This window comes from Mesorhizobium sp. M0715 (assembly GCF_040320355.1).
In the GTDB taxonomy this organism is placed as follows: Bacteria; Pseudomonadota; Alphaproteobacteria; order Rhizobiales; family Rhizobiaceae; genus Mesorhizobium.
The window spans coordinates 82621-106550 of record NZ_JAMYPL010000025.1 but is presented as its reverse complement, the minus strand read 5'-3'; the positions used below and the strand labels follow the sequence as shown (position 1 = coordinate 106550).

General features: G+C 61.2%; 24 protein-coding genes and 1 pseudogene. 16 read left to right on the top strand and 9 right to left on the bottom strand.

From position 1 onward, the window contains the following. Nucleotides 1-63: 63 nt before the first annotated feature. Nucleotides 64-646, bottom strand: a pseudogene (locus NKI21_RS25725) (amino acid synthesis family protein); the annotation flags it as partial. Nucleotides 647-900: 254 nt separating this feature from the next. Between NKI21_RS25725 and NKI21_RS25720 the strand changes: the two are divergent. The 6 genes from NKI21_RS25720 (at nt 901) to NKI21_RS25695 (ending at nt 7551) form a co-directional block, all read left to right on the top strand. Then, nucleotides 901-1905: a BMP family lipoprotein gene (locus NKI21_RS25720; protein WP_013530296.1), complete on the top strand. Its 1005-nt coding sequence runs from the start codon at nt 901-903 to the stop codon at nt 1903-1905. 136 nt (nt 1906-2041) lie between these two features. Continuing rightward, nucleotides 2042-3571, top strand: a complete 1530-nt coding sequence (locus tag NKI21_RS25715) for an ABC transporter ATP-binding protein (RefSeq protein WP_502896772.1) — start codon at nt 2042-2044, stop codon at nt 3569-3571. After that, a complete protein-coding gene (locus NKI21_RS25710) occupies nt 3568-4608 on the top strand; it encodes an ABC transporter permease (protein ID WP_023809105.1) in 1041 nt (346 codons plus the stop codon). Before NKI21_RS25715 ends, NKI21_RS25710 begins: the two co-directional genes overlap by 4 nt. Beyond that, on the top strand, nt 4596-5582 hold the full coding sequence (locus tag NKI21_RS25705) for an ABC transporter permease (protein ID WP_352679203.1): 987 nt from the start codon (nt 4596-4598) through the stop codon (nt 5580-5582). Before NKI21_RS25710 ends, NKI21_RS25705 begins: the two co-directional genes overlap by 13 nt. 11 nt (nt 5583-5593) lie before the next feature. Then, nucleotides 5594-6607, top strand: a complete 1014-nt coding sequence (locus NKI21_RS25700; RefSeq protein ID WP_352868003.1) for a nucleoside hydrolase — start codon at nt 5594-5596, stop codon at nt 6605-6607. Continuing rightward, nucleotides 6604-7551, top strand: coding sequence for a nucleoside hydrolase (locus tag NKI21_RS25695; RefSeq protein WP_352584258.1), 948 nt, complete (start codon nt 6604-6606; stop codon nt 7549-7551). Before NKI21_RS25700 ends, NKI21_RS25695 begins: the two co-directional genes overlap by 4 nt. Before the next feature lie 183 nt (nt 7552-7734). Here NKI21_RS25695 and NKI21_RS25690 read toward each other — a convergent pair whose 3' ends face one another. The 5 genes from NKI21_RS25690 to NKI21_RS25670 are packed head-to-tail and all read right to left on the bottom strand — an operon-like array spanning nt 7735 to nt 12198. After that, nucleotides 7735-8274: a prepilin peptidase gene (locus tag NKI21_RS25690; protein ID WP_352868000.1), complete on the bottom strand. Its 540-nt coding sequence runs from the start codon at nt 8272-8274 to the stop codon at nt 7735-7737. A gap of 1 nt (nt 8275) precedes the next feature. After that, nucleotides 8276-8815: a tetratricopeptide repeat protein gene (locus tag NKI21_RS25685; RefSeq protein ID WP_352867997.1), complete on the bottom strand. Its 540-nt coding sequence runs from the start codon at nt 8813-8815 to the stop codon at nt 8276-8278. A gap of 54 nt (nt 8816-8869) precedes the next feature. Further along, entirely contained in the window at nt 8870-9820 is a 951-nt protein-coding gene (locus tag NKI21_RS25680) for a type II secretion system F family protein (RefSeq protein ID WP_352867994.1), read from the bottom strand. 18 nt (nt 9821-9838) lie between these two features. Continuing rightward, nucleotides 9839-10810, bottom strand: coding sequence for a type II secretion system F family protein (locus tag NKI21_RS25675; RefSeq protein WP_352867991.1), 972 nt, complete (start codon nt 10808-10810; stop codon nt 9839-9841). Further along, nucleotides 10810-12198 (bottom strand): TadA family conjugal transfer-associated ATPase, encoded by a 1389-nt coding sequence (locus NKI21_RS25670; protein WP_352867987.1) that lies wholly within the window; start codon nt 12196-12198, stop codon nt 10810-10812. The genes NKI21_RS25675 and NKI21_RS25670 overlap by 1 nt, the downstream gene beginning before the upstream one ends. 529 nt (nt 12199-12727) lie before the next feature. Between NKI21_RS25670 and NKI21_RS25665 the strand changes: the two genes are divergently transcribed. From NKI21_RS25665 to NKI21_RS25620, 10 genes are all read left to right on the top strand, one after another. Continuing rightward, nucleotides 12728-12940: a Flp family type IVb pilin gene (locus NKI21_RS25665; protein ID WP_352867984.1), complete on the top strand. Its 213-nt coding sequence runs from the start codon at nt 12728-12730 to the stop codon at nt 12938-12940. 91 nt (nt 12941-13031) lie between these two features. After that, entirely contained in the window at nt 13032-14066 is a 1035-nt protein-coding gene (cpaB, locus tag NKI21_RS25660; protein ID WP_352867981.1) for a Flp pilus assembly protein CpaB, read from the top strand. Between the two features lie 52 nt (nt 14067-14118). Beyond that, complete coding sequence (locus tag NKI21_RS25655) at nt 14119-15564, top strand: type II and III secretion system protein family protein (RefSeq protein WP_352867978.1); 1446 nt, start codon at nt 14119-14121, stop codon at nt 15562-15564. Between the two features lie 4 nt (nt 15565-15568). Then, the gene (locus NKI21_RS25650) at nt 15569-15841 is read left to right on the top strand and encodes a hypothetical protein (RefSeq protein WP_352752397.1); all 273 of its coding nucleotides are present in this window, start codon (nt 15569-15571) and stop codon (nt 15839-15841) included. Between the two features lie 71 nt (nt 15842-15912). Next, complete coding sequence (locus tag NKI21_RS25645; RefSeq protein WP_352867975.1) at nt 15913-17448, top strand: TadE/TadG family type IV pilus assembly protein; 1536 nt, start codon at nt 15913-15915, stop codon at nt 17446-17448. A gap of 7 nt (nt 17449-17455) precedes the next feature. Then, nucleotides 17456-17950 carry a TadE/TadG family type IV pilus assembly protein gene (locus NKI21_RS25640; protein WP_352609956.1) on the top strand — a complete coding sequence of 165 codons (495 nt, stop codon included), beginning with the start codon at nt 17456-17458 and terminating at the stop codon, nt 17948-17950. Continuing rightward, entirely contained in the window at nt 17944-18576 is a 633-nt protein-coding gene (locus NKI21_RS25635; protein ID WP_352867972.1) for a TadE/TadG family type IV pilus assembly protein, read from the top strand. Before NKI21_RS25640 ends, NKI21_RS25635 begins: the two co-directional genes overlap by 7 nt. Continuing rightward, entirely contained in the window at nt 18573-19736 is a 1164-nt protein-coding gene (locus NKI21_RS25630; RefSeq protein ID WP_352867970.1) for a CpaE/TadZ family protein, read from the top strand. The genes NKI21_RS25635 and NKI21_RS25630 overlap by 4 nt, the downstream gene beginning before the upstream one ends. Further along, nucleotides 19720-20310: a L,D-transpeptidase gene (locus tag NKI21_RS25625; RefSeq protein ID WP_352609952.1), complete on the top strand. Its 591-nt coding sequence runs from the start codon at nt 19720-19722 to the stop codon at nt 20308-20310. Before NKI21_RS25630 ends, NKI21_RS25625 begins: the two co-directional genes overlap by 17 nt. Further along, the gene (locus NKI21_RS25620; protein ID WP_352609950.1) at nt 20307-20900 is read left to right on the top strand and encodes a hypothetical protein; all 594 of its coding nucleotides are present in this window, start codon (nt 20307-20309) and stop codon (nt 20898-20900) included. The genes NKI21_RS25625 and NKI21_RS25620 overlap by 4 nt, the downstream gene beginning before the upstream one ends. A gap of 44 nt (nt 20901-20944) precedes the next feature. Here NKI21_RS25620 and NKI21_RS25615 read toward each other — a convergent pair whose 3' ends face one another. The 3 genes from NKI21_RS25615 to NKI21_RS25605 form a co-directional block, all read right to left on the bottom strand. Further along, nucleotides 20945-21478 carry a hypothetical protein gene (locus NKI21_RS25615; protein WP_352555009.1) on the bottom strand — a complete coding sequence of 178 codons (534 nt, stop codon included), beginning with the start codon at nt 21476-21478 and terminating at the stop codon, nt 20945-20947. A 59-nt stretch (nt 21479-21537) separates the two neighbouring features. Next, entirely contained in the window at nt 21538-22452 is a 915-nt protein-coding gene (locus NKI21_RS25610) for a carbohydrate ABC transporter permease (RefSeq protein WP_128302633.1), read from the bottom strand. Between the two features lie 112 nt (nt 22453-22564). Next, entirely contained in the window at nt 22565-23860 is a 1296-nt protein-coding gene (locus NKI21_RS25605) for an extracellular solute-binding protein (protein ID WP_081734745.1), read from the bottom strand. Nucleotides 23861-23930: the final 70 nt, after the last annotated feature.

The following is a 23930-nucleotide window of genomic DNA, read 5'->3' as shown; positions in this document are numbered from 1 at the left end:
GGGCCCCCGCTTGCCCGCGGGGTTCCCTCCCGTTTGTGTAACTTCGGGGGTTTTGCGGGTGCCACCCAACCCGTCCCGCCCGTTTTTGGGCGGGGGCGCCACGCCCGCCGACCCGTGCATGAACGCGTGCGCCGGTGGTCATCGCCAGGATGACCGCCATTTCGTCGCCGCGCGGCGCATCGGCAATGCCGATCTCGATCGCATCGAAATGGCTGCGCACATAGGAGGCGTTTATGTGCGTGATCGGGATGTCGATGCGCGTTCCGGGGCCGCCGACCTTCTTGGTCGAAGGCACGATCGCCTTGGCATTGCCGAGCAGTTCGCGCATCGCATAGCCGCCCGGATTGTGCCAGAGCGCGCCATGTTCAAGCTCGCCGGCGGCACCGACTATGGCACCCTTGCCATAGCCTTCGATAGCCTGGCCGCCTTCACCAATGGCGTCGATCAGGCGCTGAGCCATATCGAGACCGAGCGGCTTCAGGTCTTCCATGAAGCCGGTGATCTCTTCGACATAACGTCCGGCAAAAGGGTTGGCGATGACCGCGACGACCGCGCCCCGCTTGAGCGGGCGTGCCGCGTGGGGTCCGCCCTCATGGAATATCTCTTCGACCTGAACCAGAAATTTCCTGACCACCACAGCCGGCATCGTTCGCTTCCTTCATCCCGTCGTTCATAAAAACTCATTAGAGTATCAACAATTATGCCCATGGACATTTGTCAAGCGCAGACGTCGAGCAAGTGGGCGAAGGGCCAAGAAAACTGCATCGGATGACGATTGACAGCCTGTTAAGCCGCTCCTAAACTCATATGACCATCAACGAACTCGCCGTTGTCCCGGCGGACACGTGGGGATGGTCAAAGCGTGGCTTCAAAAGCTGAAAAAAGCTGAAGGGGAATGACATGAAAAGGGCGCTCAAGAGTTTATTTCTGGCCGGCACGATGCTTGCCATTTCGTTCGGACCGGCCGCGGCACAGGCCAAGGTTTCCGTGGCCGCCATCTCGGGATATTTTGCCCAGGGCTTCGGCGTTTCGATCGTCAACGGCCTCAACAAGGCCAAGACCGATTTCGGCATCGACCTCAAGCTGGTCGACACCGGCAATCGCGCGCTCGACTACCAGCAGCAGTTCGAGAATCTTGCCAAGGGCAAACAGTACGACCTCATCTTCGTGATGGGCTGGGAGCTGGTGGACTCGCTGCAAAAGGTCAGCGCCGAATATCCTGACCAGCGCTTCGTGTTCATCGATGGCGTCCTCGACAACCCCAAGATGATCTACGCCAATTTCGCCGAGGAGCAGGGATCCTTCGTCGCCGGCGCGCTTGCCGGCATGATCGAAGCCAAGGGCACCGCCTTCGACAAGATCGGCGACGGCAAGGCGATCGGCTTTGTCGGCGGCCGAGATATCCCGGTGATCCGCAACTTCCTGGGCGGCTACGAGCAAGGCGCTAAATATGCCGCGCCCGACGTCAAGGTAAACTCCGTCTTCGCCGGAACCTTCGACGACCCGGCCAAGGGAAGCGAACTTGCCCAGGCGCTTTACGGCCAGGGCTCCGACATTGTCTACAACGTCGCCGGCCCGACGGGTGAAGGCGTGATGCAGGCAAGTGCCGCGGTCGACAAATATTCGATCGGCGTCGACATCGACATGTGCGGCTCGGCTCCCGGAAATGTGCTCGCCAGCATGCTGAAGCGCGGCGACATCGCCGTCTACACGCTGATCAAGGACGAGGTCGAGGGCCGCAAGATCACCGCCGGCACCCGCACTTTCGACCTCGCCTCGGGCGGTGTCGAGGTCAAGGTCTGCGATGACATCGCCGCCAAGATCCCGGCAGAGATGACCGCCAAGCTCGATGAGATCAAAAAGGGCATCGTTGACGGCAAGATCGTGATCGCCAAGGCAAAATAAGCCAACAACAGCGCCTCCCTCCCAAGAAAGCGCTACACTGATCCGCCGCGGCGTGCCGCGGCGGATCAGTGTCCAATCTGCGAGAGCCACGTTGTCGAACACGCCGGGGTCGCCGACCCTCCACAGCAATGCCGCGATGGCCGTCGAGTTGACTGGCATCACCAAGCGTTTTGGCGCATTCGTCGCCAATGACGGCATCGACCTTGCGGTCCGCCGCGGCGAGATCCACGCCATCATCGGCGAGAATGGTGCCGGCAAGACGACGCTGATGAACATCCTGTTCGGCCTCTTGCAGCCGGACGAAGGCTCGATCCGGCTGAACGGTGAAGAGATCGTGATCGCCGACCCGTCCGTGGCGATAAAGGCCGGCCTCGGCATGGTTCACCAGCATTTCAAGCTGGTTCCCTCGCTCTCGGTTGCCGACAACGTCTTTCTCGGTATGGAAATCCGTCGCCATGGGCTGATCGACCACGCTGCACAGGTTGAGCGCACGCGCGAACTGTCGAAGCGCTTCGGCTTGCAGGTCGATCCGACCGAGCGCGTCGGGCTGCTCTCGGTCGGCATAGAGCAACGCATCGAAATCCTGAAGGTCCTGGTGCGCGGCGCGCGCACCATCATCCTCGACGAACCGACCGCCGTGCTGACGCCGCAGGAGAGCCGTGAGCTGTTCCAGACGCTGCGCAGCTTCGTGGCCGAGGGCATGACGGTGATCTTCATTTCGCACCACCTGGAGGAGGTGATGGAAGTGTCCGACACGGTGACGGTGCTGCGCAATGGCAGGAAGGTGGCGACCCGGCCGACGGCCGAGCTCAGCAAGGACGAGTTGGTGCACATGATGGTCGGCCGCGAGGTCAGCTTCGACCGCCGGGCGCGTGCGTCGCTGCACGGCGACGTGGTGCTCGAAGTGAAGGATCTGTGGGCGCGCGACGATCGCCTGCTGCCGGCCCTTCGCAACGCCAGTTTCACCGTCCGCTCCGGCGAGGTGGTGGGGATCGCGGGTGTGGCCGGCAATGGTCAGACGGAGCTGGCGGAAGTGCTTTCGGGCCTGCGACCGGCAAGCCATGGCGGGGCGTGGCTGAAGGGCCGGAATCTCACCGCTCTCTCCCCCGCCGCGATCCGCCAGGCAGGCCTCGCCCATGTTCCAGGCGACCGCATGGTGCGCGGGGTCGATCGCAACGCTTCGATAGCGGCCAACACCCTGATGGGCCGCCAGCATCGCGCACCATGGAGCCGCGGCGGCATGCTCAACTGGAATGCCATACATCAAAACGCCGAAACACTGATCAAGAGCTTCGATATTCGCGCGCGCGCAACCGGCGATGCCGTCAAGCGGCTTTCGGGCGGAAACATCCAGAAGGTCGTTCTGGCGCGCGAATTCACCAACGGCGCCGATTTCCTGCTGATCGACCAGCCGACGCGCGGCGTCGACATCGGCGCCCAGGAGGCCATTCATGACGAGATCATGCGCCAGCGCGCCGCCGGCCGCGCAATCCTGCTGATTTCCGTGCAGCTCGACGAACTGGCCGCCCTTGCCGACCGCATCCTGGTGATGTTCAACGGGCGGATCATGGGCGAGGTCGCCGGCGACGATGCCGACGAGGAGCGCATCGGCATGATGATGGCAGGCGTGGCCGCGCCGGAATTCGCCGCGGAGATCGCATCATGAAAGACCATTTGCGTGCCGTTTCCGGCCAGGTCATCGCCATCGGCGTGGCGCTGCTGATGGGCGCGATCATCATCCTCATGGTCGGCGAAAGCCCGTTGCGTGTGTTCATGACGCTGTTGCGCGGCGCCTTCGGCGATCAGGAGAAGATCGCCGGGACCTTGCTGCAGACGACGCCGATCCTGATCTGCGGTGTCGCCGCCTGCATCGGCCTGCGCGGCGGCATGTTCAACGTCGGCATCGAGGGCCAGCTGTTCCTCGGCGGCTTCGCTGCCGCCTGGGTCGGCTTTGCCATGCCCCTGCCCGCGGGCATTCACACGCTGGCCGCGCTGGCGCTCGCGGTCGTGGCAGGCGCGGCCTGGGTCGCCATCCCCGCCTACTTCCGCGCCCGCTACAACACCAACGAGGTCGTCTCGACGATCCTGTCGAACTACGTGGCGGTGCTGCTTACCTCCTATTTCACCATCTTCCTTTTCAAACGGCCGGGCGGCTGGTCGGAGACGCCGCCGATCCTGGCGACTTCCTATCTGCCGGAGATCTTCACCTTTTCGCGGTTGAACTGGGGCCTGGTCATTGGCCTGGTGCTGGCGGTCGGCGCAGCCCTTGTCTTCCGCTACACCAAATGGGGTTACGGCGTCACGATGGTCGGTTCGGCGCCGAAATTCGCCGAATATGGCGGCGTCAACGTGAAACGGCAGGGTTTCCTGGTCCTGCTGCTTTCGGGGGCCGTCGGCGGGCTGGCCGGCGGCGTCGAGACGCTCGGCGTCCATCACCGCTTCATGGAAGGATTTGCCCCCGGTTTCGGCTTCGATGGGCTGATCGCCGCCCTGCTTGCCAATGGCTCGCCTGTCGCCACCATCTTCACCGCACTGTTCTTCGGCGCCCTGCGCAACGGATCGCTGCTGCTCGAGGTCGATACCAGCGCGTCGCGCGAGATCATCACCGTGATCCAGGCGCTGATCATCCTCAGCGTGTCGGCCCAGGTGCTGGTGAGAAAGCGCGGCGACAGCCAGGCAGGGGAGCGGCGATGGAAATTCTAGACAAGCTCATCAACGTCGCGCTGATCGCGGCGACGCTTCGCACCACCGCGCCCATCCTTCTGGTCGCGCTTGGCGGCTCGTTCACCACCAAGGCCGGCATCTTCAACATCGGCCTCGAGGGGCAGATGCTGGTCGGCGCCTTCTTCGCCGTCCTTGGTTCGATCTGGACAGGTTCCGCACTCGCGGGCGTCGCCTGCGGCGTCGCGGCGGCGCTCGTCTTCGCCCTGGTTTTTGCCGTCCTGGTGGTGAGCTTCAAGGCCAATGAAGTGGTCGTCGGGCTGGCGCTCAACATCCTGGCCGGCGGCATGACGATCTCGCTGATGAAAGCGATCTTCGGCACGCGCGGTTCGATCGTCGGTCACGGCATCGTCGGCCTGCCGAAAGTCCAGCTGCCCGGTGCCCGCGACCTTCTCGGCTCGTGGGCGCCGCTGATCTCCGGCTTCACGCCGCTCGTCTATGTCGCCTTCATCGCCGTGCCGCTGCTGGTCGTCTGCTACAAGCGGACGCGGCTCGGCCTCTATATCCGCGTCGTCGGCGAAAAGCCGGAAGCCGCCGAGGCGCTCGGCATCTCGATCACCCGCGTCCGCTACATCGCGTCCCTGCTGTGCGGATTGCTGGCGGGCCTCGCCGGCGCTCATCTGTCACTCGGCTACATCACCATGTTCACGGAAAACATGTCTTCGGGCCGTGGTTTCATGGCGGTGGCGATCCTGATCTTTTCCAACGGCGATCCGCTGAAGGTGCTGGCCGGCTGCCTGCTGTTCGGCTTCGCCGATGCTTTTTCGTTGCGCCTGCAGACGTTCGGCTATCCGTCCTACCTGGTTCTCACCGTCCCTTATGTCGTCGCGCTGATCGCATTGTTCGCGCTGTCCTACCGGGCGCGTCCAAGGGTTATCGCCGAGACGCTGGAATCGATGCGCAAGCTGCTGTCGGTAGACAAGAACACTGAACCCGGCCGCAAAAATCCCCAGTGAAGGAAGCCTTTATGGAACGCATAATCCTCGACGTGGATTCGGCCGGCGACGATATTCTCGCCGTGCTGTTTGCAGCGGTCAATCCGAGGCTCCGGCTCGAGGGGGTGACCACCGTGACCGGTGCGGCCGGCCCGATCGAACAGGTCACCAACGTCGTCCTCAACACGCTGACGCTCGCCGGGCGTGACGATATCCCGGTTCACGCCGGCGCGTGGCGGCCGATCGTCGGCAACGCCAAGGCCGACATGGAGGCGCCGGTGCATTTCGAAAAGCGGCTTGTTGCCCGTTTCGGCGATCGCCTGAAGAAGTTCAACCCGCCGGCGCCGACGCCGGTGCGGCAGGCCACATCGGGACATGCGGTCGATTTCATCATCGGCACCGTCATGGCCAATCCGGGCGAGATCACGCTGGTGACGACCGGCCCGTTGACCAACGCGGCGATGGCGCTGTTGCAGGAGCCGGGATTGACCGGCGCACTCAAGCGGCTGATCGTGCTCGGCGGCAATTTCCAGACACCGGGCAACATCACACCCCTGTCGGAGTACAACATCTGGGCCGATCCGGAGGCTTCGCGCATCGTGCTCAACGCCGATGTCGAGAAGATCCTCGTGCCGCTCGACATCTGCGAGGACAACCGCGTCGCCGATTCGATGCTGACGCGCGACGACATCGCCGACATGCAGGCCGTGGCAAGGGACAATCCCGTCCTTGAGATGATCGCCGACAGCTTCCCGATCTACATCGACATCTGGCGCGAATTCTTCGACCTCGTCGGGTTCCCGATGGACGACGTGATCACCGTGGCGCTGGCTTTCGATCCGGGCCTGGCGACGATGACCGAGCCGCTGTTCGCCGACGTCGTGCTCGACGGCCGGCTGGCGCGCGGCCAGACCGTCGCTTATCGCGGCCGGCAATTGCTGCCCGGCGGCGGGCCCAAGACCACCCGCATCTGCACCGGCCTGGACGGCCGGCGTTTCCTCGACGGCTTCAAGAAAACCATAGCGCGCTACGAGCGGGCGGCGTGAAAGACGACATGATGACCAAGCCAACTCCTATCCTGTTCGACTGCGACCCCGGCCACGACGACGCCATTGCGCTGGTCATGGCGCATCGTTCGCCTGCCATCGAACTCCTCGGCGTCACCACGACCTGCGGCAATGCGGAAGTCGAGAAGACGACCGCCAATGCCTTGCGCATCCTGGAATATATCGGCGCCGGCGACGTGCCTGTCGCGCAGGGCTGTCACCGTCCGCTGGCGCGCCCGCTGGTGCTCGGCACCGCCGATGGCCCAAGCGGCCTCGAGGGCTCGCCCTACCTGCCGCAGGCGACGATCAAGCCGGTTGACCAGCACGCCGTCGATTTCCTGGCCGACAGACTGCGCGCCGCGCCCGAACCGATCCTGGTCGTCGCCACCGGCCCGCTCAGCAATATCGGCCTGATGATCCTCAAGCATCGCGACGTGCTGCCCAAGATCAAGGAGCTGATCTGGATGGGCGGCGTGTTCTACCGCAAGAGCGAGATCATCACGCCGACCGAGTTCAATGCGTTCTGCGACCCCGAGGCGCTGAAGATCGTTCTGGACAGCGGCGTGCCGATCCTGATGGTCGGCCTCGACGTCACCATGCAGGTGCTGATCGAGGCGCCGCAATATGCCGAACTCGCCACCATCGACACGCCGCTCGGACGGCTCGTCAACGACTGGCTGCTGTTCTACGAGAAGCTGCACCGCAACTCGATGGGCGTCGGCGGCGCCATGCACGATCCGCTGGCGCTGGCGCTGGCCATCGACCCGACATTGGTGCGCACGCGTCCTGCCCATATCGGCGTCGACCTGTCCGGCACCTACGCCTTCGGCGCGACCATCGCCGACTACTGGGGCGAGCGCGGTGAAAAGGACAATGCCCGCATCGCCCATGAGGTCGATGCGGACCGCTTCTTCAAGCTGATGTTCGATCTGCTGCGGGACTGACCTAAGCGCAGCAGCGCAGGCAGCGTTAGACGATAGGAATTTTTTCTTGACTCCCTGCCCTCAGCTATGGTACATTTTTGCCTATGGTGCAGATTTGCGCCAATGACCCGCCGCGCAGGCGGGTTTTTCGTTTGGCGCTCCGTCAAATCTCCCTGACAAATTCGGCCGCGTGAGATGTCAGGGTCAGTTGAGCTGGTTGAGGATTCCAGAGCTGCTCGCGACCATCAAACTCCTGTAGATCAGGAACGCCAGCGTACAGATCGCGGCCAGCGAGATCGGGACGCCGAATGGCACCACGCCCTTGCGATCCAGATGCTGGACGATGAGCCGAAAAGCACCCGCAGGCAGTAGGAAAGGGTTTTTCACGATCGCCGCGGTTGCCAAGGCGAAAACCAGCAGCAGCACTGAAAACACCGCGAGAGCCCCGCCGCTGATCAGGAATGGCACGACCGCGATCAGCTTGACATCGCCGGCGCCGATCTTGCGCAAGGCCCAGAAGGGCAAGAACGCGACGAACAACAGAAGCCCTGCACCGGCGCTCAGTCCCATGTCCCACCACGATCCGGACTGGAGCGACAGCAGCAGCAAGCCCCCAGCGCCCAGGCAGAGCAGCAGCAGCACGTCGCGATTGGAAATCTTCTGGGTGGTGAAGTCGAGCCAGGCAATCCTTGCCAGCAGAGGGATGGCGAGCACCTTCAGCAGCAGCGCCTCGACCAGCAGCATGCTAGCGCTCGACGTTCTGCACGCTTGACGACAAAAGCTTCAGATTGTTGGCGACGGTCGGATCGTTGGGCGCCAGTTCATAAGCCTTGAGGAAGTTCGAGCGCGCATCCTGCAGCTTGCCGCGCAGCAGGTAGGAATAGCCGACATTGTTGTAATATTCGGGCGTCGCGCCGACCAGCTTGAAGGCCCTGGCATAGGCCTTGTCGGAAAGGTCGAAGCGGTGGATCCGGTCGGCGCAGGCGGCCAGCCCCATCCAGGCGTTACCATCATTGGGCGCCAACTGCGTCGCCTTGAAGAACAGCGCGCCGGCATTGCCGTAATTCTCGGCGCGGAACTGGTTCTTGGCTTCGGCGACAGCCTGGTCCGAGGCGTAATATTCGACATCGCTGACGGTTTTCAGCCCGTCGAAAGCATCGCCAAACGACGTCACGTCGCCTTTCGACGGCTCGTTGGTGCGAACGACCCCGTCGGTGGCGTCCGTCTGGCAGCCGGCAAGCATAACAGTCAACAGGCAGAACGCCGCCGCGATAGCCCTCTTCATACAGATTCCCCCAAGGGTCTCGGACCTCATATTAGAATCAGATCATACACGCAATCAGAAGAAAATGCCCCTCATGCGGATGATCACCGGTAGCATGATAACCATCATAACCACAGGGAAGATACAAAGCCCCAACGGAATCATCATTTTCACCGGCAAAGAATTGGCGCGTTCCTCGGCACTCAGAATTCTCTGGCTGCGCATCTCTTCGCTGTAAACGCGCAAAGCGTCCGTCAAACTGGTGCCGAGTTCCTCCGACTGCCGGAACAGTACGGCCAAAGCCCGCGCCTCATCGAGTCCGATGCGGTCAGCAAGTTCTCGCAGTGCTTCCCGCAGCGGCTTGCCGGCACGCAACTGCAGAGTCATGATCGAGAGCTGAATACCAAGCCATTTGTGGGTGCCAGCCAGTTCGCTGCTCACGCGCTCAACCGCCGCCTCCAGGCTCATTCCCGCGTCGGCACAGGTGATCATCATGTCCATGAAATCCGGAAAGCCGCGACGATAGATCTCCTTCTGTGCATTCTCGAAGCGATCGAGCATAATGCTCGGAATTACCATGCAGGCCAGCCCGAACAGGCCAGCCCCGGCAAGACCTATGAAACCGGGCAAGGAAGGCGGGAGCACTCGAGTCAGGAGCGCATAGGCAGCCAGAAACCCGACACAGACCGCACCAAGCCGCGACAGGGTATAGATGAGCGGAGCGCTTGACTGATAGAAGCCCGCCCGAAAGAGCTTCGCGTCCAAGGCGCTGGGCTCGTCTCGCTCCTTTTCTACGGATCGAAAGTATGCGTCGACCGGCCGCTGTGCGGCGATCTTGGCAAGCTGTTCCTGCCCAAGGAGCGTGCGGCGATCGGAAATACCTTCCGCCATCAAGCTTTGCGCTACCAACTTCCGCGTCTGCAGCGCCGGCAAAAAGACGAGGGCACCAAACAGGAATAGCGCCACCGCCGCCACGAAAACGGCGGCAGAAACCAAAATGCTGAGATCCTGAACGGTCGAAAACAAATTATGCCTCGCCCCCTATTAGAAATCGAAACTGACCATTCGATACATGATGAAATCTCCCAACAACGCCCATAGCCCAAAGGCCAAAAACACCGGCATGATCAGCGGGTCGTGCCAGACTTTGCCGTAGTAGGCTGGAGCAGTTAGCTGAAGGAGCAGAAATATCACGAGCGGGAACAGTGAGATAATCCATGCAGACACCCGCCCCTCGGCCGAAAGCGCCTTGATTTTCATCTTCAGTTTCTGCCTTTCGCGCAGCACCGACGAAAGATTGGACAGAATTCCAGTCAGATTGCCCCCGGTCTTGGACTGAATCGACAGTGATACCGAAAGCAGATGAAGACCCTCGAATCCAACACGTTGGGAAAGTTTTCGTACGGCTTGTTCAATGCTGAGGCCAAATGTGATTTCGTCGGAGACGATGCCGAATTCGGTACCGAGTGGATCGGGCATTTCGCGGGCGACGAGACCAACCGCTACCGAAGCCGGATGTCCGGCGCGCAACGAACGAACGATCATGTCAAGTGCGTCAGGGAGTTGTTTGGCGAATTTCTGGATCCGCTTGTTGCGGGCGCGGCGAAGAACGAGAAGCGGCAGCATAAATCCGACTATCACGAAAACAATGGACGACACCAAGGTCGAGAAGCCCAGAAGGAATGACAGAAACGACGCCAGTGCCAGCCCTGTTAGAAGGAATGTCGCGGCGAAAGACAGTGGATTCCGGGTGATGCCGGATTGGGTATAGAGCCTATTCAGCCAGATCAGGCCAGAAAGAAAGTCGCCCGACTCCGACAGCCCGCGTTCGCGTAGCAATCCTTGCAAGGTCTGTTCGGCCGGAACGTCGTCCGTCAGTCGCCTCAGCCGATGGTTGATCGCGCCAATTCGTGACCGGCTCTTGGCAAAGGAAAGATACATAGCTTCGCCGGCGAGGATGACCGACGCTGCCGCAAGCACGTAGATAAAATAAAGCAATGCCTGGCCGGTGAGCATCAGAGAGCAACCTGCGGATTGAACGCGTCCTTGGCGAAATGATGCCCTTGCGTTGCTGCTTCCGCGGCAAATCTGGGCCGGACTCCTGTAGCACGAAATTCACCGATGATCGTACCGTCGGCAGCGACATCGCGCCGGACAAAATGATAGATTTCCTGCAGTTGGACGACGTTGCCTTCCATTCCGGTGATTTCCGATATGGAGGTGACGCGCCTGCCGCCGTCGGAAAGCCGCTGCGTCTGCACGATGATGTCTATGGCCGACGCGATCTGCGCCCGGATGGAATCGTGACTCATCGGCATGCCAGCCATGCCGACCATCTGTTCGAGCCGCGAGATCGCATCGCGTGGCGTGTTGGCATGGATGGTTGTCATCGACCCTTCATGGCCGGTGTTCATCGCCTGCAGCATGTCGAAAGCTTCCTCGCCACGGACTTCGCCAACGATAATGCGATCCGGCCGCATGCGCAGAGCGTTTTTGAGCAACTCGCGCTGGCGCACCTCACCCTTGCCCTCGACGTTGGGCGGCCGCGTCTCCAGCCTGCCAACATGCGGCTGCTGCAACTGCAGTTCGGCCGCGTCCTCGATGGTGATCAGGCGTTCCCTCGGCGGGATGTAGCTCGACAGAGCGTTGAGCAGGGTCGTCTTGCCACTGCCGGTGCCGCCCGAAACCAGGATCGACTTGCGCGCCTGCACCGCGATCCGCAGCAGATCGATCATCGGCTGCTTGATCGAGTTGAGTCCCATCAGGCGTTCGAGCGAATAGGGGTTCTTGGAAAACTTGCGGATCGACACCAGCGGGCCGTCCACCGAGATAGGTCGGACAGCGATGTTGACGCGCGATCCGTCTTCCAGTCGCGCGTCCACCATGGGCGCCGATTCATCGACGCGCCTGCCGATGGCGGAGACGATCTTGTTGACGACACGCAACAGATGCGCCTCGTCGCGGAACCGGATCGATGTCTCCTCGATGACGCCGCGCCGTTCGATGAAGACGCGCTTGTGGGTGTTGATCAGGATGTCTGTTATAGAATCGTCCTTGAGCAGTGGTTCGATTGGCCCCAACCCCAACATTTCGTCGGCGGTCTCGCTAGTCAATCGGTCGAGTTCACGTGCATTCAGCGGTACAGCACGAGCCCGAACGAACTCCCGCACGATCGGACGGATCTCATTTAGGATTTCATCCTTGGATGCCGTTTCGAGCGTCGCAAGATTGAACCGGTCGATTAAGTGACTGTGTAGTTCAACCTTCAGCGTCAGGAGATGATCGCCGTCCGATTCGATGTCGGCTGCCGGGGAAAGAGCCGGAGCAACAGGCACCACCGCCAGCGGCTCGGCCTTTGTCGCTGCCTGTTGCTCGCCTGGCCCTTTGATAAACCGCCCCAGCATAATTGCTTATACTCCCCACGGACTCATATTAGCTGAAACTAACTGTTAACCACCGGGGGCACAAGCGCCCGGATGGCTCGCGTACAACCAATACTTTTACATAGTTAAGAGCAGGAGCCTGAAATAACGTGTTTATTTTATAGGGCTGCCTGTTCGCGACCTCAGTGCCGACCCCGCTTTCCGCGCCTGTCTTTTTTCGGCGCCAAATCGCCCCGGAAACACCGCTAACCGCCTAGATATAAAGGAATATGCATTATAGCTAATGCTTCCCTAATTTCGCCACACCCACGGCGAAATTGTGAACGAATGGTTAAGGACGGTTGAAAAATGAAAAGAATCAACGCCTTGAGAAGATCTCGGTTTGCATTCTTCTTACCGAATCATGTACAGGAAAGTTAAGGAACCCTTAATCTCGTTTGACTCTGCATTTTCTCGGGACCTAGGATCGAGATGACGGGGGATGCTTGGGTATGGATTTCATCCTTTGCTCTGTCTCGTCGGGTTCAAACCTCCAAGGGGAGAAATTGACATGAAGAAGCTCATGACGATGACCCGGCAGTTCCGCGACGATGAAAACGGCGCTGCCATGGTCGAATACTCTATCCTGATCGGCATTATCGCCACAGCGTCGATCCTGGTTGTTCTTGGGATCGGAGCTTGGGTTACAGACTCGTTCACATCGCTTTGCGACAGCCTGATCGCCGTTGGCAATATCGCGGCCTGCGATCCCAACGGTCCGTAATTTCTGAATTTCAGGCCCGGATTGTGTGATCCGGGCCTGAAAACTAGTCGCAGCGGGCGATTCCCGCATTATGGGCTTGGGGCTTGGGGCTATGCGCGCCAATACACTTATCATGATTGTCCTCGCCGGCGTTTTCGGCGTTCTGGCTGTGGTGCTGGTCAATATCTGGTTGGCCAGTCAGCGCAATGCCATGGCTCAAACCGGCGTGCCGGGCAGCACGGTCGTGGTGGCGGCAATGGCGCTCAAATTCGGCGACGTGCTGACATCAGACAAGCTGCGCGAAGTCGCGTGGCCAGCGGGCGCGGTTCCGGCCGGGGCATTCAAGTCAACTAAGGACCTGTTGGCTGGTGACGGTGCCAAGCAGGCACTGCAAGCGATCAGCGTCAATGAGCCGATTCTTGCTACCAAGATCACCGGCCCAGGCCAGCGCGCCACGCTTTCGGCAGTGCTTGGCGAAGGCATGAAGGCAGTGTCTATCCGCGTCAACGACGTGCTCGGCGTCGCAGGATTCGTATTTCCGGGCGACCGGGTCGATGTGCTGCTGACGCGCACGGTGCGCGGCGATGATGGCGCGGACAGGAGTTTTGTCGACGTGCTGTTGCAGAGCATGAAGGTGCTCGCCGTCGACCAGGTCGCCGATGAAAGCAAGGACAGTCCGACGGTCGTCAAATCGGTGACGGTAGAAGCCAGCACCAAAGATGCGCAGAAGCTGACATTGGCGGCAGGCGCCGGACAATTGTCGCTGGCACTTCGTCAGGCCGCTGCCAGCAAGGGCGAGTCAACGGAACGGGTGACGCTTGCAGACCTGACCGGCGAGACGCCGGCAGACGTCGCCGCCAGGCAGGCGGAGCTCGACAGGAAGGCAGCAGCGGAAGCAGCGGCCGCGGAAGAGCGCAAACGCGCCGAAGACAAGATAGCTGGCTTGACTCAGGCCGTGGAAAAAGTGGGAAGTCGCCTTGATGAACTGGGCAAGGTAAAGCCCGCTCCGGTCATGGTGACGGCACCCGCACCGCAGCCGGTCGTCAAGGAAGTCAAATATGTGACCCCCGCGCCGCCGATACGCACGACGGTCGGCGTCTTTCGGGGCGTGAAACTCGAGACATATGACGTGCCGCGACAACCATGATACGGTGCGGCTAATAAAACGGACTGCCGCCGGCAGCGATGGGGAGACGGGGATGCAGGGGTCTTGGTTGAGGATGGCGGCGGCCGCGTTGCCTTGTCTGGCGGCGCTGTTGCTGTCGAGCCTGGCGGCCGAGGCGGCCGACCGCTTCATCGACGTGTCGACCCCCAGCGTCCATCGGATTTTCCTGCCGATGTCGCAATCGGTAACGATCCAGGTGAGTGCCAATCTCGGCGACATCGTCGTCGGCGACGAGAAGATTGCCGATGCCCAGCCGATGACCGACCGGACACTCTATGTCATCGGCAAGGGCGCCGGCACCACCACGGTCAATTTGTTCTCTACGGACAAGCGCTCTCTCGGCGCGCTCCAGATCGAGGTCGGCGTCGATGTCAGCGACATGGCGCAAGCGATCCGCCAGGTTGCGCCAAAGTCGCGCATCGAAGTCGGCTCGGTCAACGGCAGGGTCAGGCTTGGCGGTCATGTCAAGGACGGCGCCACTTTGGCGGCGATCATGGCGGTTGCGCAGCAATATGGTCCTGACGCCATCATCAATTCCGTCATCGTCGACGACAGCCAGCAGGTCAATCTCGAAGTGCGCGTGCTCGAAGCCAAGCGCAACACCGGCAGGGATCTCGGCGTGTCGATCAAGAGCAGGAACGGCGATGGCACAACCCGTACCGGTACCGGTGTTGCTGCCGTCGACGAGGACGGTGTCGTGCTCGGACCGGGCGGTCTGCTCAGCGGCCTCCTGTCCAATTCGGCTCCGTTCGGAGCGCTGATCACGCGCGTCATCGACAGCAACATCAAGGTCGATCTGATCATCGAGGCGCTCGAGTCCAAAGGCGCGGTGCGCACGCTCGCGAACCCCAATCTCACCACCCTTTCCGGCGAGCCGGCCAGCTTCAACGCCGGCGGCGAGGTACCAATCCGCAGCATCGGCACGGATGGCCTAGTCCAGATCGATTACAAGCAATTTGGCGTCAACCTTACGTTCACGCCGGTCGTGCTCGACGACGGTAAGATCCATATGAAGCTGGCGCCGGAGGTCAGCGACCTGACCGGCTTCACCACCGCCGGCGACCCGATCTTCACCAACCGCAAGCTGGCGACCGTGGTCGAGTTGCGCGACGGCCAGAGCTTCGCGGTCGGCGGACTTCTGTCGAGCAAGACGACCAAGCTCCAGGACCAGGTGCCTTGGCTCGGCCAGGTGCCGGTTATCGGCACGCTGTTTCGCAGTTCGAGCAACCAGAAGGAAGAAACCGAGCTGGTCGTCATCGTCACGCCGCATATCGTGCGGCCGGTGAAGCCCGGCGAGCAGTTGGCGACACCGTTCGACAAGACGCGTCCCGCCAACGATCCGGAATTCTTCGTGCTCGGCCAGCTTGAAGTGACCAAGGACATGGTCCGCAAATATGAGCTGGGCGAAGGCGTCACCGGCCCCTATGGCCACATGCTCGACTTCAAATCGAAGGACAAGATGCTCTATGTCAAGAAATAGCGCCTTGATCCTCATTGTGTGCGTCGGTGCGCTGTCGGGCTGCGCCGCGGACTATCTGAATCACTACGATTCGGTGACCCTGGCTGCCGGCGACACACAGAAATTCAATTCGATGCTGCAGACGGTCGATCCGCTCAATCCGAACGCAAGGAATACCAAGATCGAGGGTGACGGCGCGCGCGCCGCTGCCGTTGCCCAGGCCTACAAATATCCGCCGCCGCCGCCGCCGCCGCCGGCGATCACGGTCAATGTCGGCGGGTCGGGTGTGACGCCGTGAACTGAACGGAAGGATGCGGAGGGCGCCGGGCATGCGAGGGGCTCTGGCGCGAGGTGAAAGAGAGTAAGGTCATGTTGGGGACCATTCGAGCCTTCTGGAACGATCAACGCGGCATAGCGATGATCCTCGTTGCAATCATGCTGCCGGTGATCATCGGTTTTGCGTTACTTGCCGTCGATATGAGCCGGGCCAACAGCCTTCACAATGATCTGCAGAAGGGGATTGACGCCCTCGCGCTTGCCACAGCCGCTGAGCTGGACGGCAGAGCGGATTCGATCACGCGGGCGGAGTTGGCGAAGACAACCTTACTCACAAATACAACGAAATTTTCTACCTCTGACGATCCTGCCTCTAACGTCCACACGCTCGCCGTGGCTGATGTGACCGTTAAATATCTGACCGGGATACCGGCCGACGACAGCATCGGGTTGAATGCTGCGGGTGTCGATGCCAATGGCCATGACTGGTCAAGCACAGACCCCAAAGCCGTGACGTTCTCCTTGGTGACAGTAAACCCGTCCGGTGACGGGGACGGTGCCGGCTCTTTCGCGACCATCTTTCCGGCAAGCTTTATCGGCAGCAACGGCACCTTCGACATCCGGCCGCAGGCGGTTGCCGGATTTGTCCAGTCGATCTGCGAAACGGTGCCGATCTTCATGTGCAATCCGTTCGAGACGACCGATCCGCTGACCAGCAAGACCATCCAGCAGGCATTCGCATCGGGCGATACCTACAGCCGCGAATTTCGCATTTTGAAAGTCGACAGCAACCCCGGCCCAGGCAACTTTGGCCTGCTGGAAAACGGCCTTACCTCGATACAAGAGGGAATGGCCAAGGGAACCGCTGGCACCTGCTACAGCCGGACTTCGCTGACTACAAAAACGGGCGTCACCTTGGGGCAGGTTAATACTGGCCTCAATGTGCGTTTCGATCTTTATCAGGGGTCTTTGAAAAACAACAAGGACCTCGGTTATCGGCCGGCGAGCAATGTTCGCAAGGGGGCCAGCAAGAACAGCAATTGCAACAAGTTTGATGTCGCGACAGATGGTTCCGCGTTGCCTCTTCCGGATGGTACCGGCTATAGTTCCACAACGGGCATGACGCTGCCGATCGCGTTGAATTCGTTCTGGACCGCCTATTGGGCCGCCAATCACAAGAACGCAGCGTATCCAAACCTCCCGGCGACGACTGACCCGCTCAAGCGTAACGTCCCCGCATCCAGGTATGATGTCTACAACTATGAGATCGCGGCCGGAATCGTAGGGGACAAGTCGAAAGGGCCTTCAAACGAAGTGGGAACACCTTCGTGCTATAAGGGAGACCTGACCAAGGCAGATCCGAGCCGCCGATTGATGAACATGGCCATCATCGATTGCAAGGCGAACCAAGCGAAGCTAAACGGGCACACCGCAGTCAAGCCGGATGGCTATGCGAGCGTCTTTCTGAACAATCCCATCCAGAAGCAAAATCCCAACGACGAGGACAATCCGGAAGGTACTGGTGCCGAGAAGGCGATCAGCCTTGAGATCGTCGACGTCGATGGAGGGTTTGCTAACAACACCCTTGTAGACAAGGCATTCCGCAACGAAGCCCAGTTGTATCGGTAGAGTCGACATGATCAGGTTCGGCAAAATCATACGGCGGTTCCGAGGCGACGAAAGTGGCGCCGCTTTGGTGGAAGTCGCAATCACAGCACCACTCGTATTGCTGTTGTCGGCCGGTGTGTTCGAATTCTCCAACATCCTGAACACACGCTTGCTTCTCGAAGCCGGCGTTGAGGATGCGGGTCGCTACATGGCGCGATGCAGCAGCGATTGGGCGACTTGCAAGGCACGGGCTCAAAACCTTGCTGCCTATGGGACGATCGATAGCGGCACCGCCCGGGTGACTGGATGGCTTCCAGCGACGGTTGACATCACCAAGGCGGTCTCGCTGGACGCGGTTGATGCCGCCACGGGCACGCAGCTTTATCTCAGCAGCACGACCAAAGTCGATGTCGTGGACGTCAGCACTTCCTATTCTTATCCGGACGTAGGATTCTGGTCGTATCTTGGCTTTGGGGCCCTGACCCTCAGTGTATCCCATCAGGAACGAGTCATCGGATGGTGACGGAGCGCATCAAGTTTTGGGCTAACCAATCCGGAGCGACAATGGTCGAAATGGCCATCGCTCTGCCACTGCTGTTGACGCTTCTGCTTGGCTTCGTCGATTTCGGATACGCCTTCTACCAATGGAACGCCGGAAACAAAGCGGTGCAAGCCGGCGCAAGACTGGCGCAGATTTCCACCCCCGTCGCCATCGGGCTTCCATCCGAGACGCTAACGCAGAGCGATATAGCCAAAGTCGGCACAGCGGTGTCGGCCGGCACGTATGATTATGTCTGTACTGCAAGCGCAGCAGGCGTCGCTTGCTGCAGTATCGGAGGAGGCTTGTGCAAGTCCGAGGATGCGAGCCAGGCCGCGTTCGATACGATCTATGACGGCACCGCCAATCGTGCTGGAATGCTCGACTTCCTGCCTATGCTGGAGAAATCGCAGGTGCGGATCGAATACGCGGCCTCTGGCCTCGGCTACTGGACGCGCCCTGGCGGACCGGTGCCGACCATTACCGTCAGCATTACCAATCATCCCTTCCAATTCTTCTTCCTGGGCGGCCTGCTCGGATTCGGAAACATCACCATGCCCTCCATGCTGAGCACGGTCACGGGCGAAGATTTGAAGAGCGTCTATCCATGAATGCCATCAGCACCAAGGTTACGCCGACCAAGCGCAAGCAGGTGGCGCTGTTTTCGTCGGATCCGAATTTCAAGCGCGATGTGGCGACGCGGCTCGATGCGCTGGCGATCTATGATGTCAGGATTTCCGAGACGAGCGACTTTCTCAAGGGGCCGCCGGCCGATACGCGCCCCGGCATCGTCATCCTCGATCTCGGCAATGGCGAGCTGCTCGGCAGGCCCGGCATCGTCGAGGCGCGCGCGCTGTGGGCCAGCGTGCCGCTGATCGCGGTTTCCGACGAGCTGAGTTCGGAGCAGACGCGCGTTTTGGTGCGCATGAACGCCTCGGACTGGCTGCACAAGCCGCTCGACGGCAAGGAGCTGCTCAATGCGGTGACCTTCCACGACACCGGCAACCAGGGAACGAAGAGCCGGATCATCACCTTCATCAGCGCCAGCGGCGGCGCCGGCGCGACGACGCTGGCGCTGTCGGCGGCCGAATTCCTGGCGTCGAAATCGGCTGAGCGCGGGGCGTCCACCTGTCTCGTCGACCTGGATTTCCAGAGCGCCAATTGCGGCGCCTATCTCAATCTGTTCAACCAGTTCGACCTTGCCGGCATCATCGGCCAGCCGGAGCGGCTCGATGTCGAGCTGATGGACGTCATCAAGCTGTCGCGCCCGTCCGGCCTCACCCTCTACGCGTTCGAGCGGCCGCAACTGCCGTTCGAGCCGCATGGCAGCGATTTCGTCTTCCGGCTGCTCGACCTCGTCGCCTACCGCTTCGACGACATCGTCATCGACCTGCCCAATCTCGAAACGCCCTGGCACAATTCCGTGCTGTCGACGAGCGACGAGATCTTCATCGTGTTCGAGCTCAACGTCGCTTCGCTGCGGCAGGGCAAGCGGCTCTACAAGAAGATCCGCGAGTTGCGCGGCAATGCGGTCTCGATCACGCTGGTCGCCAACAAGCACAAGCGCAAATGGTTCGGGAACCATTTTTCGCGCAGCGAGCTCGAAAAGATCTTCAAGGCGCCGCACATCAAGTCGGTGGCGCTGGACAACGCGCTTCTGACCGATGCGCTGAACAGGGCCATCCCGCCGTCGGAAGTGGATGGGCGGGCGCGCTTCAACAAGGATCTGAAGCGGATGTTCAAAGAGCGGCTCGATGACGCTGCCCGATAGATATCGGATCGCCCCAAAGCTCGCCGGCGCCTGCGTGCTCGGCGTGGCGCTGGCGCTGTCCGTCCACGATTTCGCCGAGGCGCGATCGGCGCTTTCGGAGCGGCCGCCGCTGCCGGCGATGGGACCCAGCCTGCGCAAGGCCGTCGCCTTTAGAACCGCCGAGCAGCCGGGAACGATCGTCATCCGCAAGGACGAGAAGGCGCTTTACCTGGTGACCCGCCAGGGCCAGGCGCTGCGCTACCAGATCAGCGTCGGGCGCGACGGGTTCGGCTGGACCGGCACCGTCAAGGTCGGGGCGAAGACCGAATGGCCGGAGTGGCGCCCGCCGCAGGAAATGCGGGCCCGCCAGCCGGAGCTGCCGAAAATGGTGCCCGCCGGCCCCTACAATCCGCTCGGCGCAAGGGCGCTCTATTTGTCGCGGGACGGGCGCGACACGCTCTACCGCATACACGGCACCAACGACCCATCGGGTGTCGGCTTCGACGGGACATCGGGTTGTTTTCGTCTCACCAACACGGATGTGATCGATCTTTTCAAACGCGTCGCGGTCGGCGCAAAGGTGGTGGTCCAATGACGATGATCAGCGAACCGGACATGCCGGCGATCGATATCGGAAACCAGGAACAGCGCAAATCGGCTGCCGCCGAGAAACCCAGCAAGGCAAAGACGATCGGCGTCATCGTCGCCGGTGGCGCGCTTCTGATCACCGCGATCAACATGGCGGCCGCGGTCTATCTCTATCGGGGCATGAGCGACCTGCGTTTCGTCGAAGCGCGGCTGGAGCAGCTCGGCGCGTTCGAGCAGCGGATCGCGGCACGGCTCGACACGGTCAACAACGGCTTCCAGAGCCGTTTCGAGAAACTGGACAGCCAGCTGCAAGGCAGCTTCAACGAGATCGATGCCAGCATTGCCCGGTTGGGGCAGAATGCGCCGGTCGCCGGCGGCGAGGCCATGCCGGGTGCGGAAGAACCGTCCGAATTCGCCACCAGCACGCTGGCGCAAGCGCCCGAAGCCCTCGACGGCGAGAGCGCGAGCGAACCCGGCGTCATCGAAGCGCCCGCACCCAGGAAGAGAATCGCATCGGCCTCGCCCCCTGCTCCAAGCTCCAACTACCAGCGCATCCAGCAGCCCGACGGCAAGGTCTATTACCGCCGGATCAACTAGACCCGGCAGAGCCCGGAGCGGGCGGGTTGCAGGTGGCGATCGGTCTAGAGATCGCGCTGCAGCGCCAGGATACGGATGGCCCGGACGGACCGCTCCCGCGCCTCAGTGAGGAAGGCGATGTGGCAGTAGGCACAGGCCACGATGCCCAAAAGCAGAACCAGGCTGTTTTTCAAGGTGAAATCGACGGCCAGCGAATACGGAAGACCCTTGGGCGACGTGAATTCGGCAATCGTGCTCGCCGTTTCCGAATGGCTGCCGACGGCGATCATCAGGCCAGCGAAAATCAAGGCGACGTGGTTGGCGAGGAACGAGAATGCCGACTTTTTGGTGTGGCACGCCACCCAGCAGACGATCGCTGCCGCGGCAAGAATGACGGCGTCGACAGCCATGGAACCACCCAGCCAGACATCGACCTGCTGCCAAAGCACCGTCGACAGAGGGCGCAGTTCAAGCCATAGCCACCATGCGGTGGGGCTGGCTGGATAGGTGCCCAGCAACAAGGTCGCCACGCGCTCCCCTGCCAGGACCGCCAGAATGAGAAACGGAAAGGCGAAAAGCAGAAGCGGCTTGCGTTTCATGTTCCCTCGACAATCTGCAAGCCAGGATAGGCCGTATAGATTGCTCAAGGCTTAACAGCCTACTTCCGGCCCTCTCCCGATTGCGAGCGTTCGAGGACGGCGAAGAAGATCACGGTGAGCAGAAGGACGATCAGCAGCAGCACGAACGCGGCCGCCGCGCCTTCGTTGAGCGAAAGGCCGAGAAAGGCACGGCGATAGGCAAAGAAGCTCAGCACTTCGGTCGCATTGCCTGGCCCGCCCTTGGTCAGGACATAGGGCAGATCGTAGGTCCGGAACTCGTTGATCAGCTGGATGATGATGGTGATCGCCGCGACCGGCCGAAGCATCGGCAGCGTGATGTAGAAGAATTGCTGCCAGCCGCGTGCGCCATCCACTTCAGCTGCCTCATAGGGATCGCGCGGCAGAGCGGCGAGCCCCGCGGCGAGGATCAGCACGACGAAGGACATTTGCTGCCAGATGTCGATCGCCGCCATCGTCCAGAGCGCCATGCCTGGCGTGCCGAGCCAGTCGAGGCGCGGCAGGCCGAACGTTTCCATCAGATGATTGGCGATGCCGAGATTGGGCTGGAGCAGCATGCGCCAGATCAAGGCGACGCTGATCGGCGACATCGCCATGGGAATGGTCAGAATCGCGAAATAGACCGGCTTCATCCGGACCGTCCGGTTGAGCATCAGGGCAATACCGAGCCCGATCACGAATTCGCCGACAACCGTCACCGCCGAATAGCGCACGGTGAGCCAGAGCGCGTTCCAGAACAGCTCATCGCCGATCATCGAGGCGAAATTCTTGAACCCGACAAGCGGCAGAAGCTGCGGCTTGATCAAGGTCATCGAGGAGATCGAGAGGATGCAGGCATAGGCCAGCGGAAAGCCCATCACGATCGCCAGCAGCAGCAGGCCGGGCAAGGCAAAGGCCCAGCCGGTCCGCCACTCGCGGCCACGGGCAGCCCATCCTTTTTTGATCGCATTGTGCATCGTAGCCGAGCCTTGGTCGGGGTGGCGTTGCTGATCTCGTCAAGATCCGGGGTCTGGACAAGTCCGGCGCGGCTGACACCGCCGCGCCGGATCTCCTTGCCGAGCCGGACCGCTATTTGTCGAGGAGCCCCTGCAAGCCGTCGGAAGCCGCCTTCAGCGCCGCGTCCGATGTCGCCTGGCCGCCAGCCGCCAGCGAGAGCTGGGTACCGAGCAGATCCTCGTATTGCGCCGAATAGGTGAAGATCGGGAACGACTTGCCGGTCGCCACCACATCCTCGGCGGTCTTGTAGAAGGGATATTTCGCCAGCACCGCCGCATCGGCATAGACATCGCTGCGCACGGGCGCGTGGCCCTCGAGCGCGCGCTTCACCGAAACATCCTTGCTCTGCACCCACTGGATGAAGGTCCAGGCGGCTTCCTGCTCTTCCGGCGACGTGTTCTTGGGAATGCCCCAGCCCCAACCGCCGCTTTCGCCGTGGCCACCCGGCATCACCGACAGGCCGACCTTGCCGGCGACCGTCGGACACTTCACGGCATCGTCCATCTGCGGCAGCATCCACCAATAGGTGACCATGCTGAAGGCCGAACCGCTGCACATCAGGCGCATGGTGTCATCGAGCGTCGCCGACACGGCACCCTGCTGGGCGCCGTGCTGGATGTTGTCGACATAGAGATCGAGCGCCTTCTTGGCCTCTGCCGTGTCGAGGCTCGCCTTGCCGTCGGCATTGAGATAGCTGCCGCCGGCGGAGAACAGGTAATTGGAGAATTCCATGCTGTTGGGATCGCCGCGCTGGCCCTGCATCGCGGCTCCGGCGACGCCGGCATTGGCCTTCATGAATTTGGAAATCGTCACATAGTCTTCGAGCGTCGTCGGCAAAGCGAGCTCCTTGCCGGTTGCCGTCTTGTAGGCGGCCTTGAGCTTCTCGTCGCCGATCAGGTCCGTGCGGTAGAGGAGGCCCATCGAGTAGTTGTACATGGGCACCAGGAACAGCTGGTCCTTGGTCCGGCCGAGCAGGTCAAGCGTCGAGGGAATGAAGGGGCTCAGATCGTATTTGGATTTCTCGACGAAGGGTTTCAGGTCGGCCAGCCAGCCGGCCGCCGGAAATTCGCCGGCCCACAGGAAGTCGACCTCGAGCACATTGTAGTAGCTCTGCGACGCGGTCAGCTGGGACACCAGCTTGTCGTGCATGTCGGGATAGCCGATCTTCTCGAACTCGACCTTGATGCCGGTCTGCTTCTCGAATTCGGGCAACAGCGCTTCGATGATCTTGGTTTCCGGCACGTCTTCCATCAAGGCGTGCAAGGTGATGGGCTCAGCCGCCCTGGCCGGAAGCGATGCGCTGACAACCGCTGCCCCGCTCACGGCCGTCATCAGCATTTTGATCAAGGTCTGCTTGTTCCAAGTCATAACTCTCTACTCCTCTTTCCCTCTGGACGCGGCGGTGATCCCGTCACGATTTAATAACCGGCTAGCGAGC